Source organism: Paenibacillus prosopidis (genome assembly GCF_003337375.1).
Taxonomy (GTDB): domain Bacteria; phylum Bacillota; class Bacilli; order Paenibacillales; family Paenibacillaceae; genus Pristimantibacillus; species Pristimantibacillus prosopidis.
Genome location: NZ_QPJD01000016.1, coordinates 1 through 17,057 on the forward strand (window position 1 = coordinate 1; position 17,057 = coordinate 17,057).

Annotated in this window: 14 protein-coding genes and 1 pseudogene; 1 reads left to right on the top strand and 14 read right to left on the bottom strand. The window is 45.9% G+C overall.

All coding sequences use genetic code 11. The annotated features are described in order from the left end of the window. The 14 genes from DFP97_RS22515 to DFP97_RS32330 form a co-directional block, all read right to left on the bottom strand. The coding region (locus DFP97_RS22515; RefSeq protein ID WP_181873631.1) for a discoidin domain-containing protein at window positions 1-2,127 on the bottom strand (2,127 nt) is incomplete at its 3' end. 171 nt (window positions 2,128-2,298) lie between these two features. Then, window positions 2,299-3,909: an extracellular solute-binding protein gene (locus DFP97_RS22520; RefSeq protein ID WP_114382586.1), complete on the bottom strand. Its 1,611-nt coding sequence runs from the start codon at window positions 3,907-3,909 to the stop codon at window positions 2,299-2,301. 65 nt (window positions 3,910-3,974) lie between these two features. Then, entirely contained in the window at window positions 3,975-4,847 is an 873-nt protein-coding gene (locus tag DFP97_RS22525; protein ID WP_114382588.1) for a carbohydrate ABC transporter permease, read from the bottom strand. After that, on the bottom strand, window positions 4,844-5,761 hold the full coding sequence (locus DFP97_RS22530; RefSeq protein ID WP_245976540.1) for an ABC transporter permease: 918 nt from the start codon (window positions 5,759-5,761) through the stop codon (window positions 4,844-4,846). Before DFP97_RS22530 ends, DFP97_RS22525 begins: the two co-directional genes overlap by 4 nt. A 237-nt stretch (window positions 5,762-5,998) precedes the next feature. Beyond that, a complete protein-coding gene (locus tag DFP97_RS22535) occupies window positions 5,999-7,444 on the bottom strand; it encodes a response regulator (RefSeq protein ID WP_114382592.1) in 1,446 nt (481 codons plus the stop codon). Next, complete coding sequence (locus DFP97_RS22540; RefSeq protein WP_181873632.1) at window positions 7,444-9,105, bottom strand: sensor histidine kinase; 1,662 nt, start codon at window positions 9,103-9,105, stop codon at window positions 7,444-7,446. Before DFP97_RS22540 ends, DFP97_RS22535 begins: the two co-directional genes overlap by 1 nt. A 431-nt stretch (window positions 9,106-9,536) precedes the next feature. Further along, window positions 9,537-9,698, bottom strand: coding sequence for a helix-turn-helix domain-containing protein (locus DFP97_RS31690; protein WP_245976557.1), 162 nt, complete (start codon window positions 9,696-9,698; stop codon window positions 9,537-9,539). Next, window positions 9,622-10,254 (bottom strand): response regulator, encoded by a 633-nt coding sequence (locus DFP97_RS22545; protein ID WP_245976541.1) that lies wholly within the window; start codon window positions 10,252-10,254, stop codon window positions 9,622-9,624. The genes DFP97_RS31690 and DFP97_RS22545 overlap by 77 nt, the downstream gene beginning before the upstream one ends. Further along, complete coding sequence (locus DFP97_RS22550) at window positions 10,251-11,423, bottom strand: sensor histidine kinase (RefSeq protein WP_245976542.1); 1,173 nt, start codon at window positions 11,421-11,423, stop codon at window positions 10,251-10,253. The genes DFP97_RS22545 and DFP97_RS22550 overlap by 4 nt, the downstream gene beginning before the upstream one ends. Window positions 11,424-11,486: 63 nt before the next feature. Beyond that, window positions 11,487-11,990, bottom strand: a complete 504-nt coding sequence (locus DFP97_RS31695; RefSeq protein ID WP_245976543.1) for a hypothetical protein — start codon at window positions 11,988-11,990, stop codon at window positions 11,487-11,489. Between the two features lie 101 nt (window positions 11,991-12,091). After that, the gene (locus tag DFP97_RS22555; protein WP_114382595.1) at window positions 12,092-13,702 is read right to left on the bottom strand and encodes an extracellular solute-binding protein; all 1,611 of its coding nucleotides are present in this window, start codon (window positions 13,700-13,702) and stop codon (window positions 12,092-12,094) included. A 72-nt stretch (window positions 13,703-13,774) separates the two neighbouring features. Next, complete coding sequence (locus tag DFP97_RS22560) at window positions 13,775-14,626, bottom strand: carbohydrate ABC transporter permease (protein ID WP_114382788.1); 852 nt, start codon at window positions 14,624-14,626, stop codon at window positions 13,775-13,777. 46 nt (window positions 14,627-14,672) lie between these two features. After that, window positions 14,673-15,653, bottom strand: a complete 981-nt coding sequence (locus DFP97_RS22565) for an ABC transporter permease (RefSeq protein ID WP_114382597.1) — start codon at window positions 15,651-15,653, stop codon at window positions 14,673-14,675. A gap of 496 nt (window positions 15,654-16,149) precedes the next feature. Then, complete coding sequence (locus DFP97_RS32330; RefSeq protein ID WP_114382599.1) at window positions 16,150-16,395, bottom strand: helix-turn-helix domain-containing protein; 246 nt, start codon at window positions 16,393-16,395, stop codon at window positions 16,150-16,152. A 308-nt stretch (window positions 16,396-16,703) separates the two neighbouring features. Here DFP97_RS32330 and DFP97_RS22575 point away from each other — a divergent pair. Further along, window positions 16,704-16,847: pseudogene (locus DFP97_RS22575) on the top strand (sigma factor-like helix-turn-helix DNA-binding protein); the annotation flags it as partial. Window positions 16,848-17,057 lie beyond the last annotated feature (210 nt).

Sequence of the window (17,057 nt, forward strand, 5' to 3'; positions counted from 1 at the left end):
GTAATCGTTCTGAACCTGATCCGTGCTCGTATTCGCCGTCTTGTCAACGACTTGGGTCCAGTTGGTGTTATCTATTGATGTTTCGACCTTATACTTATAGACGGAGCCGCTAGTCGGCCACAACACCTGGGTGCCATGGGTGATCTTCTTGACATAGCCAAGGTCAACCTTCACCCAGTGGCCGGTGTTTCCGTCATTCGCGCTCCAGTGGGTCATTTGGTTGCCGTCAGCCGCATTGGAAGCCGGGAAAGAACTCTGGGAGCTGTCGCTGCTTGCGGTCTTGCCCATCGCCAGATTCCATTGTTCTCCAAGTACCTTGAAATCATAGAAGCTTGCCCACACACCGCTTTCCAGACCGGTCACCGTAATTTTGACATACCGGGCGTCTGCCTTGAAGCTGTCGGTTTGCGTCTGTTCCGTGCTCGTATTGGCGGTCTTGTCGACTTTCATGGTCCAGTTTGTATTATTATTGGAGGTTTCAATCTTGTACTTATACACTTTGCCGCTCTGTTCCCACTTCACTTGGGTACCGTCAGTAATTCTCATGCTGGAGCCAAGGTCAACCGTCCACGAATGGCCGGTATTTCCATCATTCGCAGACCAGCGGGTCGAAGTGCTGCTGTCATTCCCGCTCGAAGCCGGATTACCCGACTGTGAACTATCGCTACTTGCGCTCTTGTTCAACGCCAGATTAATCGGCGTGACAGGAGGGAAAGGCGTCACCGCAGGAGGTGTACCTCCGGAAGCGATGAAGTTCACGTTGCTGGTATGGTTACCGACAGAAATATTTCCTGCGGCGGCATTCGAAATTACATTCCCGTTAATTTTCAAATTCTCAAACGTGATATCCTGGGCCAGACGGGAGGAATTCCAGCCGTAAATCTTGGAACCTTCGGCATGCGTACCGGTATAGGATACATTCTTGAAATAGATATTTTTATGTCCACGACCCGGGCCGGTCGTCCAGCCATTATCGACGGTACCTATTTCAAAAATTCCATTATCACAAACATCTTCGATCCGGATATTGTCGAAAGTCGTATTGGTGATCAGGTTGCCGTCGCCGCTGATTATTCCAATGTTCAACGCACGGCTGCAGCTTTGGGAATTATGCGTCAGAATGTCAATATTCTCAAACCTGACATTATCGATAACAACGCCTTCGCCGGGAGCCGTCGGATCACCGTGGGTGCCGATGTTGATCGGATGGGCAACGTCCGGCATCAGAATAGTGTTAGAAACTTTAATATTCTGGGTGTTTCCCCAGTAGCTTTCTCCCCCGCCTTGGCGCGTGGCGTAGATCGCGATGGAGTCATCGCCCGTGCGGAAATAGGCGTCATTGATCGTTACATTGTTGGAACCGTATACATTTATACCGTCGGTCCATTTCTTATGGCTGAACCATTTGACGTTGTTCAACAAAACATTGCTGGAATTTCCGATATTGGCGCCAGTACCGCCGCCATTAGCGTTGCCGTAGTTATTTACAATAATGCCGTCGACTGTAATATTATTCGAAAAGTTGATAACCAGGCCTCCATAATTGGGACGGCTCAGCATTCCACGGCCAAGGAACTTGGCATTATTAGCACTTTGAAACATTACATTCCCGTTGATGACCCCTCCGCCGGCAAGGTAAAGCGTCTTGCCGCTAGGTACGACGTAGCTCTGGTTATGCACACCGGGGCCTAGATAAATGACATTTGGGTCCGTAGGGCTGGGAGGATTGACCTCGAGCGGGTTTACAAACAGGTGAAGATTATTGTTGATATTCCCATTCACCTCGAGCGAGAGCTTCGTGGGACCTGATATGGAGAATGTCATCGTATTCCCGTTGACTGCAGGCGTAATGCCCTTGCTCGTAGGATGGACGGCCGCAGATGTAACCGTTCCGGAATTATAGGTTATCGAAAGATCAACCGGACCGTCCGTATCGAAATAAGCAATGGAAGCATTAGCGGGAACAATGCCAACGGTCGTATTATACACGTCCACGTTCTGCCAGTTTCCGCCTGGCACCCGTACCTGAACAGTATAGGTGGTGTTCATAGTGATACCCGTCGTCGGGGCCGGATAAGTTACTAATGTTGTAGCCGCTTCGGCATTTGCTAGAAAATTTGCCATCATTGGAACGAAGGCTACCAAAAACGCCAGTAGAAAAGTATGGATTCTGGACCTTTTATTATGTTTGCCAAAATATTTATACATCATTTCAGCTCCTTTTACATAAGATCCCTAGTTACGTGCCGGGCTCCTGTGCAAGGAGCCCGGCAACTATAACTTGGCGTCAATTAAAAATTACTTAATGCCTCTCTTGGCTGCCTCTTCGTTGACTTCTTTGATCGCTTCCGGAACACCCTTCGAATCATAGCTCTTGACGATTTCTTTCCACTGGGCGATCGGATCTCCTTTGCCCAAAACCACTTTAACGATGTTATCCATGATACTAGGGTCCGCCGCAAACTTGTTTTTCGCCGGAGTCGAAATCGCATCGAATTCAAAGTTGACAGGCATCGGCGTATCTTCTTGTTTGAATCGATTCCAGGTATCAATTTGAAGCTTCAGCAGTGCGGCAGCTTCAGGGTCGGAGCTTACCACTTTTTTGCCCTTATACAGGAGGGGATCCCATGCGGCAAGCCAAACCAGTTTAGACGTGATCGGATATTTGTCGGCAAGCGTTTCATTTTCTTTTAGCAGGGAAACGTATTGTCCATTTTCCACTTTATAATCGACATTCTCGATTCCATTAATGCCCAGGACTCTGTATTCATCAGACACCATGTAATCCATTACTTGAAGCGCCCGTTTGAATTTCTCATCGCTGAGCGTACCTGGGAAAAACGTATCGGACCAGTAAGGAGCGCCAGCCATCGTATAACGTTTGCCGTCAGCAGCAGGCCAAATATTCATATAACCCATTGCTTTGGAAGGACTAACGCCCGGGTTCGCTTTTTTGAATGTGGCTAATTGATCGTCTGTTACGCCTTCCATGCCGTAAAGCGCAAAGCTTTGGCCGGACAAGAACTTGTTCGTGCCGTCGGCGTCTTTCTGAATCGCAAAGTCCTTATCAAGAACACCTTCCGTATAGAGCGTACGAAGCTGTTGGATGCCGGTATATGCTCTCTCCGACGTAAAGGACGGAATCCACTTGCCGTTCTCTTGAGTCCAGCTATTGCTGTTCACCATTTCAGGGAAGCTTCCCAGGAATTGCGTTAACAGGTAACCTTTCGCGTTAATCGTCAAGCCGGCGATTCCAGGGTGCTGCTTCATGACGGCTTTAGTCATAGCCAGGAATTCCTCAAAGCTTTGCGGCTCCTTTGTAAATCCGGCTTGCTCCGCCCAGTCCATCCGATAACGGATTGGTCTGCCCAACCTGGCTTCGCCGACATCCCCGCCGCCAAAGCGCGGAATCGAATAAAATTTCCCATCCACCTTGAGTGGCTTCACAGACTCATCGGACATAAATTTTTGCAAATTCGGATACGGGCTCAAATCGTCAGGCAGCGGCTTGAGAACGCCTTGCTTGGCCCAGGTTTGGTACAACCCCAAATCAATCGCGTTGGCGAACATATCGGGAAGCTGCTTGGACGCGGCCCATACTTTTACCTTCTCCGACCAGTCGTTCCAGGTAATCTGAACCGGTTTGATCGTGATGTTGAATTTCTCGGTCAAATCGTTGTAAACCTTATCATTCTTTGCATTTGGAGCGTCAAACCCCGCCTGGATGTCCCATACTGCAACGCTCAGCTCTATTGGCTTGCTCAAATCGTCCGCGCTTTGAGTCGTGTTAGCCGCTTGGCCCGGGGATGTATTTGGAGACTGATCCTCCCCTTTTCCGCAGCCAGTTAACACTGTCATTACGGCAAGAAGCAGCGCCACCCCAACCTTTACTCTTTGTTTCAACTTCATCCTGAAAACCCTCCTTTATGTTTTTGAAGCCTGAATATATATAACAACGGCCGAAGCCATTATTATCATTCCTTCACGGAACCGATCATGATTCCCGCATTAAAATATTTCTGCAAGAAGGGATAAATCATCAGGATCGGAACGGCGGAGACGATGATCATCGCCGACTTTACCGATTCGCTATACACGTTTTGAGTTTTTGCGGCCAACTGTGCGCCCATCGAATTATTCATGACCTGACTCAGGTTAGTGATAGCATCCCTAAGCACAAGCTGCATCGGGTGCAGGTTGATATCGTTAATAAACAGCATCGGCAGCCACCATTCATTCCATCGGTCAACCGCATAAAATAACGCCATGGTCGCCATAATAGGCAGAGAAACAGGTACAATAATACGAATGAGTATAGTCAAATCGTTAGCCCCGTCGATTTTTGCTGATTCCTCAAGAGAAGGATTGACGGACCCGAAGAAGTTTCTCATCAGGATCAAGTTAAATGCGTTTACAGCCACAGGCAAAATCATAACAAGCAAATTATTCTGCAGGTGAAGTCCCTGAACCGTCAAATAAAAGGGAATAAGGCCGCCTGAAAAAAACATCGTAAAGATGATGCCAAGAAAGATGATATTGCGCCCGGGCATCGAGCTCTTGGATAACGCATAAGCTCCTGCCGTCGTGACCGCCAGACTGACCAATGTGCCCGATACGGTCACGATAACCGATATCAACAAGCCATTGACGACCTTCCCTTGATGAAAGATATACTGATACGAAGAAAAATCAATCGATCGGGGCCAAATCATAACCCCTCCCGCCCTCATGTCCGATATGGTGGACAAGGATTGAACAAGCGTTTGATAAAACGGGAATGCAGTCGCAATCGCGCCGAGCCCCAAGATGAGGGTGATAAGTGCATTAGATACCGAAAACCGCTTCAATAGAGGCCCTCCTCCTTAAAAACACGTTTCACAACAAAGTTTGCTCCAAACAGAAGTAGGCAATTAATAGCCGATTTCAGCAAACCGACCGTTGTCGAGTAACCGAACCCTGTAGAATCCACAAATGCGCTGCGGTATACGAACGTATCGAGGATATCGGCACGTTCATAAACGGCTGGGTTATATAAATTGAAGATTTGGTCGAATCCGCCGTTCATAATGCCGCCGACTGCCAATATAAGCATAATCGCGGCCGTATTGCGAAGCACCGGCCATGTAATGGCTTTCATTTGCTGGTAACGGTTAGCCCCGTCAATGGCTGCCGCCTCGTAAAGCTCTGGGTTGATGCCTGCGATGGCCGCCAAATAAATAATGGATGACCAGCCTGCTTCTTTCCAAATATTCGACGTGAAAAGCAGGGCCAGGAAGCTCCCGTCATGCAGCAGGATCGCATTTTTTTCGAATCCGAATAGCACCAAGATTTGATTGAGCACACCCTGATCGTTCAGAATATTCGTGATGATTCCGCTTAACACGACCCAGCTGATGAAATGCGGAAACGTAAATACGGTTTGAAAGATCCGCTTTAGTCTTCCGAATCTCATTTCATTCAATAGGATCGCCAGCAGGATCGGAATCGGGAATTCGATAATCAAACGCCCGAAGCTGATGAGCAAGGTGTTATTAAACGCATGCTTAAAGTTCGGATCGCTCAGCACATCACGAAAGTTTTGAAAGTTGTTCCAGGGACTATCCATAATCCCCAGCATGTAATTGAAATCCTTAAAAGCAAGGACCACGCCGTACATAGGCACGTATGCGAAGATCAGAAAAAACAACACGGTTGGCAATATCATCAAATAGAAATACTTATGCTTGACGACTTCCAGCCACTTGCGACGGTTGGCTCCCAACCCCGACTGCCTCCCGTACTTGATATGACTTACAGAATTTTGCATTCTCTCTCTCGCCTCCAAATCTTCTCTATGAGGAAAATTATAAAGCAAGCGCTTTCTTAAAGGTATGTCGCTAGATTAGAGCATTTTTTTGGTATTCTAAAGCAACTACATGTCGAATATGGTATGAAATTGTCGAGAAAACTAACTCAAGGACAAGTTTTCGATAAGGAGTACAAAAAAAAGGGCCCCTTTTCAAAAAGGAGCCGGAATGGAGTTATTCTCATTTTGGTCGAAGCGATACCCTCTTGGCGGAACGCCCATTATTTTTTTGAACATTTTACTGAAATAAAAATAATCCTTATACCCTACATGATCCGCGATCTCATTGATCGGGATGGAGGTCGTCCGGAGCAGCTCCGAAGCTCGGTTTATTCTTAGACCTGTTAAGTATTCGGTAAAGGTTTTATCCAGTTCTTTACGGAACAATTGCGAGATGTAATTCGGATTTAAGTTAAATTGTTTGCTTAAGCCCAGTATTGTAATGTCCTCGCCGAAGTGCACGTTGATGTATTCCAGCATGATAGAGAATGTACTGCTGCGTCCAGGTTGTACGGGAACCTGCTGATGATCGATCGGGCCCTTCTCCTCCTGGAACAATCGCTTTAAATCATCGATCATATCCCGAACATCTTCAAACTGCTCTGCCAATTGTTCAAAAGAATAAAGATATAACTCGTCTGATTCCCTGCCTTTTCGGCTTAACTGCAAAATGCACTCGTTATACAACAACAGGGCATGCCGGATATTCAGATGGCCGCTCCGAAACATGGCCTGCAAAGAATCAAGCTGCGCAATAAACGCCTGGTCATCTCCTTCTGCCAGCATTGCAGATGCCGACTTCATGTCATTCGATTGCCATGACCCTTCCCATGCGAGATCTTCGGCCAACGTGAAGTATTGATAAGCCTGCAGTTCTGCATCCTGAATGGCTTGCGCAAATCCCGCCGTTTCGATACCCCGTTTGCTGAAACCGATTCCTTTCAAGAATTGACGGTCTTCAGAAGCAAAGCTGGCCATTAACTCATCCGCATCTCTGTCAGCCATCACGTATATAAACTTGCGATAACCGATGCGTACTGTAAGGCATGCTACTTTTTCATGGATCGGCAGCTTTTCCCTTCTTACGGAAAGCATGATCCGCAAGCCGTCTTTTTCGGAGCTGGCAATGCCGGCCAAAGCCAACTCATCCCGTAATCTGCTGTGTGCTTCCGGCGTACCGGCCTCGATCAAATCAAGTATTTCCCCCTCAGGCAGCAGACGGGAGGCATCCAATTCCCGCTTGAACTTCCTAAGATACCCCGTGATTTCCATCTCGTCGAAGGGTTTAAGGCAATACCCGGATACGCCGTTCTGGATCGCTTTTTGCGCGAGAGCGAATTCCGCCAAACCGCTGACGATAAGAAATTTGGCGGATACGCCTGCGTCGTCCAATCGTTTCTTAAGCTCCAGTCCGTTCATTCCGGGCATCCGGATATCGGAAAAAATGACGTCCGGATGAATTTGTTTAATCGCTTCCACAGCCTCTTCACCGCTTAGCGCATAGCCCGCAACTTCATAGCCGCTGCCCTTCCAATCCACCGTCGCTTTCAGGCTTTTAATAACCAGTTCCTCGTCGTCCACAATAAAGACCTTATACATTATGCTTCCCCCCTGGCCGGAATTTTAAGCGAGACCGTCGTTCCGCCTTCGAGCTCGCTCGTCATCCCGATACCGTATGTTTCCCCAAATTTGATGCGGATTCGGTCATGCACATTTGCAAGTCCGATACCGGATTCGGAATACCCGTCAAGGCTATCGGCTGCCGATTGGCGGCGTTCAATCGAAGCGTTAATCTCCGCTAACTTGACCGGACTTATTCCCATACCGTTATCTTCGACGAATAGCAGCAGGTTCTCCCCGTCCCTATAGCCTTTGATCCTAAGCAAACCGGTTCGTTCGAGCGGCTCGATGCCATACTTAATTGCATTTTCCACGATTGGCTGCAGGATCATCCTGGGGACGAGACATCCGAAGCATTTCGTGCTTATGTCGTATTCCACTTGCAGCCGTTTGCCGAACCGGATTTGATGAATGTAGATATAATTTTTAATGATGGTCAATTCCCTTTCCAAGGATACCATATCGGGCCCCTTGATACTGTAACGGAAAAACAATGAAAGCGCTGTAGTCAGTTCGAATATTTGCGAAGATCCCTCATCCGCGGCAAGCCCTTTGATCGACTCCAGGGTATTGTATAAGAAATGAGGATTGATTTGGCTTTGCAGAAAGCTGAGCTCCGCTCTCCGCTTAATCAATTCCGTCTCGTAGAGAACACGCTTGCTGTCCAGCAAACGGTCCGTCAAATCCTCAATCTCCTCCAACATTTCATTGAAACGCGAAGCCATAATAATCATTTCCGCATAACCATCCACTTCGACTCGTTTGCTTAGATTTTTTTTCTCCCCGAGAGTTACTTCCCCCATCAGTCTCATTAACTTCTTCAAAGGCTGCAGAATGTTGTTGCTCACGTACAGAAGCGGTATAATCATCAGAAATAATGCGACCGCGACCATGATAAGCTGCTTGAGACGGATCTTATTAAGACCTTGAAGGAGCACGCTTTTCGGCATTTTAATGACAATTTCGCCATCCAAATCCCGAATAGCTTCTCTGTGCATCATATATTCATGTTTTTCGTCCAACAATGTATCTTCTGGAATGGGCTCCCCCAGGCTGCTTGAATCATCATTTGTAAAAAAGAGCCTTCCGTTACGATCGGTCATGTAAACTAAAGCTCCCTCGGGTAAATGGACAAGGTTGCCGTCGCCGAATAACAATCGATTATTGATGACCAGCAGTAAAGTGCCAAGTTCATTTTTGCCTGCCTCAAAATCAGTTGTAGAGTAGATACGAGCTCCCGCAACCAATACCGGCGTTGATTTATAACGCAAATCGATCATTTTAAATCCCAAAAAATAATACAAGTTATTTCGCGGAATCTCCCTGGAAATAACCGTTAGTTGATCCGCATCGGCCCGGAGATTATAGACGGCGCCGTGTTTGTCGACCAGTGCGATATCCAGAATCCCCTCTTTCATCCCCGCCATATCTGACAAATAAGCTCTCAACTGGGTAAACAATTCATACTTTTGGGTTGGATCTGCAGCACTTAAAAATTCTTGTACGGTTTTGTTGTAGGCAACCGTTTCAATACTTCTTTTGTAATCATTATTGTTCGAAGAAATGGACTGATTCATCTGCGAAATAATTCCTTTTACATATTCTGCGTTATTTCTCTTTACAACATTAATGGCACTCATATAATTTGCCGCCATGATCAACATCATAACCGAAACAACTAATAAACCTAGTAAAGATAACTGAACCATAATGGGAAGCTTCTTAAAATAAGACAGTTGCATATGACTTTCCCTTCGTTGAAAAATAATCTTGTATTAATTATTGTCTCAAATTCATTGCTTATTTAAAAGAGGCAAATAGTTGCTGCATTCCTAGCCGCCTAAACCAATCTATGTTCGAAAATGAGAAAGACCGCCACTTTAAAGGGCGGTCGATTTAAAGATAACCGTAGAGACCTCTTAACTTTTCTAGCCTAACGATGAGGAATGCGCCAAAGCCTTCCTCCCGCTCGGTTGCGGTCTTAACCGTTTTATTTTCTGCATTATCGGTCGCCGTATCCGTGATCGTGTAAATGCGGTCTTTTTCTGCACGCTGAGAACTGCGGTCACACCTAATTGATAGATCTGTCCTCACGATACTTGCCCGGCGTAACTCCCGTGTACTTCTTAAACACTTTATTGAAGTAATGCCGATTTTCATAGCCTACCTTGCTGCCGATCATATTGACAGGAATCTGGCGGATCTCGACCAAAAGTTTTTTCGCTTCGTTGATACGCAATGTATTTAAGTAATGGATAAACGTCGCCCCGGTTTCTTTTTTTAAATAGGCTGCTGATATAGTTTGGATGCAGATTCATATATTCGGCGAGCATATCCAGCGATAGTTCCTGCGAGAAATTCCTGTCGATGTAAGAGAGTATTTTGGCTGCATGGTGTCGATAATCGGCATCGGCATCAGAGGGAAGCTCTTTGAATATCTGATGCAGCAATGCGGCAATCTCGTCCTTGTTGATCGGTTTGAGCAAGTAGTCTACGACGCCTGCGCGTATCGCCTTACGGGCATATTCGAATTCATCATAACCGGTCAATATAATAAACCGATGACATAGATCGTGCTGCTTGGCTTCGTGGATCAATTCGAACCCGTCTATCTCAGGCATATTGAGATCAGTTACGGTAACATCAGGCTTATTACTCTTCATTAACTCCAGCGCTTCGTATGCGTTGTTGCCCGCAATGACCTCCGTTTGGACGGGGGCGGCCTCTTTGATGATTTTGACGAGTCCCTGCAGGATTAACGGTTCGTCATCCACAATCAATATTTTCATGTAACAGATACCGCCTTTTTCAATAGAAATAACGTCAATGTCGTGCCTTTACCCCGCTCGCTCTCGATCTCAAGACGAGACTCCCCGCCATAGAATGCCTTGATTCGCTCACTCACGTTGTACAGCCCTAAGCCTCCCTCATCAGATTGAATCGCTTTTGCATCGAGTCCGCGCGTCAACAGCGTTTGTATACCTTGGAGCTTATGCATTGTAATGCCTGCTCCATTGTCGGCAATGACGATGCGGATATACCCGTCTATCTCCTCGACGAGCAACTTGAGCTGGACCGGCCGAATGACCGATAATCCATGTATGACACAATTCTCGATAAGAGGCTGCAGCATAAACCGGGGGCATTGTATCTTGTCGGCCTGCACACCAATCTCGAACTGATAGTCGAGCCGGTCCCCGACCCGCATCTTGTGAATGTTCAAATAAAACATGACCGTTTCGATTTCGCTCCTGAGCACGGTATCGTCTTTCTGAGAAGACAGACTATACCGCATAAGACGCCCGAACCAATACGAAATGTCAGCGACTTCTTTATCATTGTTGGCTTCCGCCAGCATCCGGATCGTTTCGAGCGTGTTATATAGAAAATGCGGCTTGATCTGAGCCTGAAGCACCTTATACTCCGCTTCCTTGTTTAAGATTTCGGCACGGTGGACATTGTTGATGAGTTCATCCATGCGCTGGATCATCGCATTATAGGTTGAAGTAAGAAACCCAATCTCGTCTTGGTTGTCCTGACGGTTGAACATTACTTTTAGGTTATCGTCCCGAATCGTCCTCATATGCCGCGCCAATCGCAGAATTCGTTTGGCAATCGTCGAAGCGAGGTAATAATAAATAACCGATAGAACGATGAGAAGAACGATAATCGCTGCGATTAGCATCATTTCCCTACGTCTTACCGTTTGAAATACGTCCTCGACCTGACCGGTAACCACGACTCGAACACCCAATACCCCGATGTACATTTGGTTGACAATCGACTTGCGGGTAATGAAATAACCGTTGGTATCCCGGCCTGCGATCAATTCCATCAGCGCACGGTTATCGGCAGTCGAATGCCGGCGTGTGGAGAATAACAAATCGCCTTCCTCCGAGAACAGTAAGGCGCTCCAATTATTTCCGGCCCCTGCCGCCTCATAAAACTTCCGAATCATTTCGTGGCTTATCCTGATTTCGAGCAAGCCTATTTTCTCCGTTATATGGTTATTATAAATATCCTAATAGTATATAAATGAAGGCTCGGATTGTCCGAACGCTTGCCGAATCCATATCCCGCTTCCCGGCTTCAAATGATCGACGGCTGGCCGCAATGCTGGATCAATGTCGTTTTTATCCAAAAATTGCTTTGCGATCGGGAAAACCTCATCCTTTCGTTTATAGATCATGATGGATTCGATTTCGCTGTTGACGAACATCGATTGGGTGAATAATGGACTTATATATCTAAGATAGGCATATACGCTTTCAGATTCACTTTCATATATACCGTCCAAATAATCGGTTGCGTAAGGATTGTATTGAAACAGCCTGTGTATCGATTCAATTCGGACCATATCCGCCCGCAAGTTGGAATAGGCTTGTTCGAGAATCTTTTGCCGGCCGTCGGCGAACTGCTGTGTTAAGTTTCCGTAGATTTGGTTGTAGTAATAGATCCCGAATACAATCACGGGGATGAAAATGATGACGACATATCCTAGAATGATCTTCCTGACAATGCTCATGACCGCTACCCCCGCATCATTCCTCATCTGTTCCTTTTCAGGGTATCATGAGCCCGCAAAATCCGGTAGAGGCTTAGAAGGCCCCTACCGGATTTTCCGCGTTATTTAAACAAAGATTGTTTTTCCTCGTACGTTTTGTTGGCCCAATCGTCAAGCTTTTGCAGCCCGATCTTCTCGGCGTTTTTCATCATCGTTTCATATCTCTGAACTGCCTCCTCATCGGATTTCGCGAGATAGATTTTCACTTTCTCGTTGGTAACCATCTCGTCGATCTTTGTTTTGATCGTTTTTTCTTCAGAATCGGCCTTGACCTGAATCATTCCGACCTCCGGTTTGTACGTGGTTATCGCCTTCGTCTCCAGCAAAGCCTGGGTTGTTTGCGTACCCGGTACATACCCCCAAAGTCCCTCTACAATGGCATCCGAATAAAGGAACCACCATTTAATGCCGTTACTATTGACGAAATCGGAGTCAGCCGTATTGTATTTCAGATTCGGATACCCTTCTTCGTTCCATGTCCAATGTTCGCCTTCGATGCCGAACATGGTAAGTTTCTTTCCTTCGTCACTGGCGAGGAACTGCAGCAGTTTGATTGATTTCTCAGGATTTTTGTTGTTCTTCGTAATGAAAGTTCCGGACCAGCCTACCCCGGTATTCACGCGCACGGCTTCTTCCGATAGCGAGCTCGGGATCATCTTAAACGTATAAGCCGCACCGTTCTGCTTGGTGGAGATGTTGTCGCGTTCCGCAACGCTGACCGTGTGGCTATGCGCGAAGGCTTTTCCGCTGACCGCGTATTCATCATCAATTTGATCGTTGGCATGCGCGAAATTTTCCGCCAGAATAAATCCGTTGCGGTATAGGCTGTTCATAAACTTGAAAAATTCAAGCATTTTGGGATGTTTAAGGTAATACTCTGCTTTTCCTTCATTTTCGTACCAGGATCCAAAGCCGGCTTCGATGCCAAACTGTGTCATGAAATAAGATTCGATCCAGTTTTTATCCATGACGAGGGGAACCAACTCGGGATGTTTCTCCTTCACCATGCCGAGAAGCTTTACAAAGTCGTCCAGTGTTTTCAATTCCGGGTTGCCAAGTTCCTTCATAATGTCCTCGCGCACGGCGATCCCAGGGGTACCGTCATTGCCTAGCGCATACTTGTTGTTCTCCCATTCCTGCTTAGTCGCGAATGCATTACGAATCGTATAGAAATTGCCGTCTTCCATCGTATTTATCGCTATTCGCGTAGGATCGATTTCAAAATTCGGTGCATACTTCTCGACCAGCTCATTCCACGGATACGAAATGTTCGAATTAGAGAGCCTGTCAATATCGGAGGCTGTGAAAATCAAATCGGGTAAATCGCCGGATGCGATCATAAGCGGCAGCTGTTTATCGTCGGTAGCTACTGTAACCTTGAGCTTAACGCCGGTTTTCTCCGTGATTTTATCGGCCACTGATCCTTTCCATTCTTTTATAGGGTACCAACTGTGGTTAATGAATAACGTCAATTCTTCGACATCCTGATTGCCGTCAGCCGTTTCGGTGCCCGAATTGTCAGCATCTGGATCCTCGGCCGAAACATTGGTGCTCGTGTTGTTGCCCTTATTACTGCCTTCGCCCGAGTTACCTCCGCTGCATGCGGACAAAATGGTCAACATCATGATAATGGACAGCGACAGTACCAACATTTTTGTTCGTTGATTTCGCATCAAGAAAACCCCTCCATGTTTTGTTGTTTATATTATCAAAGCGGGTGCTTCAATAAGGATATTGACGATCGACTAACCTTTTACCGACCCCAACATGATGCCTTTGACGAAATACTTTTGCAAAAAAGGATAAACACAAACGATTGGGGCGATCGAAACCACCATGGATGTAACCTGCAGCGAATAATTAGTGACGCCAGAAGCGCTGGCCGCGGCACCTACAGACTCAATAGGGATGTTGCTCTTGTTGATAATTTCCATCATCCTGAAGGTCAGCGTCCTCAGAGAGTCGGATTGCACGAAATATGCCGAATCAAGCCACGAGTTCCATTGTCCTACACCTAGAAATAGCGACATGGTTGCAAGAAGGGGGGTTGAAACCGGAAGAATAATTTTAAAGAAAATTACGAATTCGTTAGCCCCGTCTATATATGCGGATTCCTTTAGCTCAATGGGTATTTCCCGGAAAAAGGATATTGCGATCAGCAAAAAGAAGGTACTAAGCATCGATGGAATAACATAAACACCGAACGTATTCAAAAGTCCGAGCGAACGCAGTACGACGTAATAAGGGATCAGTCCACCCGAAAAGTACATGGCAAAAATGATAACGGCAAAGTAAACTTTGCTAAACAGAAGGTCCTTATGCGACAATCCGTAAGCGACCAGAGAGGTGAACAACACGCCGAGCAACGTTCCTGCTCCAGTACGGGCAACGGTAACGAAGAGTGAATTATACCAATTTGAATCCGTAAGGAACGTGGCGTAGTTCTCCAATGTAAAGCTTCTGGGCCATAAATAGATGTCTCCGAGCAAGGAGTCCTTGCCTTGGTTAAACGAAATGACAAGTACGTAATAAAACGGATATAAAGTCGCGATCATGATGCAGAACAATAAAACGTAAATGACGCTGTCCAGCAGCATATCCTTCTGTTTCTGAGTTGTCAGCAAATGACTGCCCTCCTTGTCTTCAAAATAGACTCGAGCCCGAAACTCTCTTCGCAATGTAGTTGCTGGAGAAGATCAGCAGTACGGAAATAATCGACTGGATCAGATCGATAGCGGCAGCGTAGGAAAATCTGCCGTCCGCCAACCCGACCTTGAATGCATAGGTTTGTACGATTTCCGACGTCGGGTTATTGACATCGTTGCCCAACAAGTAGGCCTGTTCGAAGTTGGATCCTACCAGTCCTCCGCCAAGAATACTGCCGATTGTCAGAATTAGCACCACAACAATCGTTCCTTTGATGCCAGGAAACGTAACATGTCGAATTCGGGCCAGTCTTCCCGCGCCATCGATTTCAGCCGCCTCATAAAGTGCAGGATTGATGCCTGCTATCGCCGCCAGGAAAATAATCGTCCACCAGCCCATTTCCTTCCAGACCGCGCTGCCGACTGCTAGTCCCCAGAAATAGTTCGCGTTTGTCAGGATATCCATCGGCATGTCAATGAGACCGATTTTGACCATCAACTTGTTTATAATCCCGATATCCGCTGAAAGAAAAGAGAACGCGATGCCTACCACAACGACCCAAGAAATGAAATGCGGAAGATAGCTTACCGTTTGTACAAACCGTTTGAACGCCATGTGTCTCACTTCATTCAGTAGAATCGCGAACAAGATCGGCGCCGGAAACGCGAATATCACTTTGAGGAAGCTTAAGATAAGCGTGTTTCTTACAATTTGACCAAATCGATAATCATTGACGAATTCGTCAAAATATTTAAGACCCACCCAATCGCTCGTAAAGATCCCCTTGATGCCGGTGACGATCGAGTAGTCCTTGAAAGCCATCACGACCCCGAACATCGGCGTGAAGGAAAATATCAGCAGGAATACCATGCCCATTCCCACAAATAATTGAAGCACAATTTGTTTTTTGAAGCGCTTCCAAAGTATCTGGTGGCGTTTTGCTTTAAACGGTGTTGCCCATTTTGTCTCAAAGTTCATATGCTATCCTCCTTTGTGTTAATCTTACTCTCCTACTCAAGTGTTTAATAGACAACATTCTTAAGAAAGCGTTGTCATTTTTTAAGACCCATATGTAATTAGCTGCGTGAATTTCGAACCTAAATCTTCGACACTGATTAATCCAGTTTCGGATGTAACTTGCTTGAGCATAATTGTATTGTTGCCGGCATCAGAATGATGTCCTAGTTAACTAACAACTACAGAAACTCCATCGATTTAGAGTAACCATTCCTCAAGCAGTTACCGTCAAAGAATCATCAACAACATCCCTATAGCACTCAAAGACGTAAATACGACAAGAAAAGGAAAACATCAAAAAAACCCTTGCGCCGCAAGGGTTTTCTAATTGTTATACATGATAAGGTAAACAGGTTTTGTAACTGCACGTCCATTGGACAGTATTTCTTGAGAACTGCCTTAGTCTAGATTCTTGTAAATCTTGCCTTTAATGTACTCGTTACTTAAGAAAAGGATTTCATTCATAGTTATTTATGGACTGTTGAAAGATATCTTGTTCTCTCCATTGTGTGGGAGTCATATTTAAGTGTTTTTTAAACAGCTTCGAAAATTCCATCTGATTGTCATATCCGACACTATTGGCAACTTTTTTAATGGTCATACTGCTTTTTTTGAGTGATTGTGAAGCCATCTCCATTTTAAGAGAAATGATAAACTGCTGTGTGCTTATATTATTATTTCTATTCCATGAGATTTTAGCCATCACAACGTTGGTATCTTTAATCTTAGCATGACCAGAAAGCCCTAACTACCTTTTTGACGACTTTCTAGTGTGCATTTTACGACATATAAATTGTATCGTTAGAACTATTAGAACAAGATAGGAAGTTCTTTTAGACCTCGGATAATCATCCCCGGACGCCAATCAAGGCTATCGCTGGATGTCTTCAATGGTAGTCCAGGCATTCGGTGTAGCAGCGTGCCAATTGCAATTTCGCCCTCCAATCGGGCCAAAGGTGTGGTATTTACGGTTATGCCCTATTGGGCCAACTCCTTCGCTGCTGCCTTGCTAAGATCGAGAAATCGAAGATATATAAGAATCTCGATATTTTGGATGACCGCGAGAAGGAAGTCGTCATCGGCCGCTTCAGGCTGGAGCACGGCGGAGATGAGCGGACGCAGCGGGAGATTGCGAAGGAGCCTGGGATCTCACGGAGATCTCTTCATGTGTTGATCAGCTCCTTGTAAAGAGTTTAGAAAAAAAATTTAACATCCTTTTTGTTTGTATTATAGAAGACAATCGAACACACTTCTTTTGTTATTGAACATGAATACTCCCACCTCTATCAGATATTTCTGCATAAAAAACTGGTCAAGCAACAATAAAGTCGCCTGACCAGGATAAGCTCTGATCTTTAATTGCTG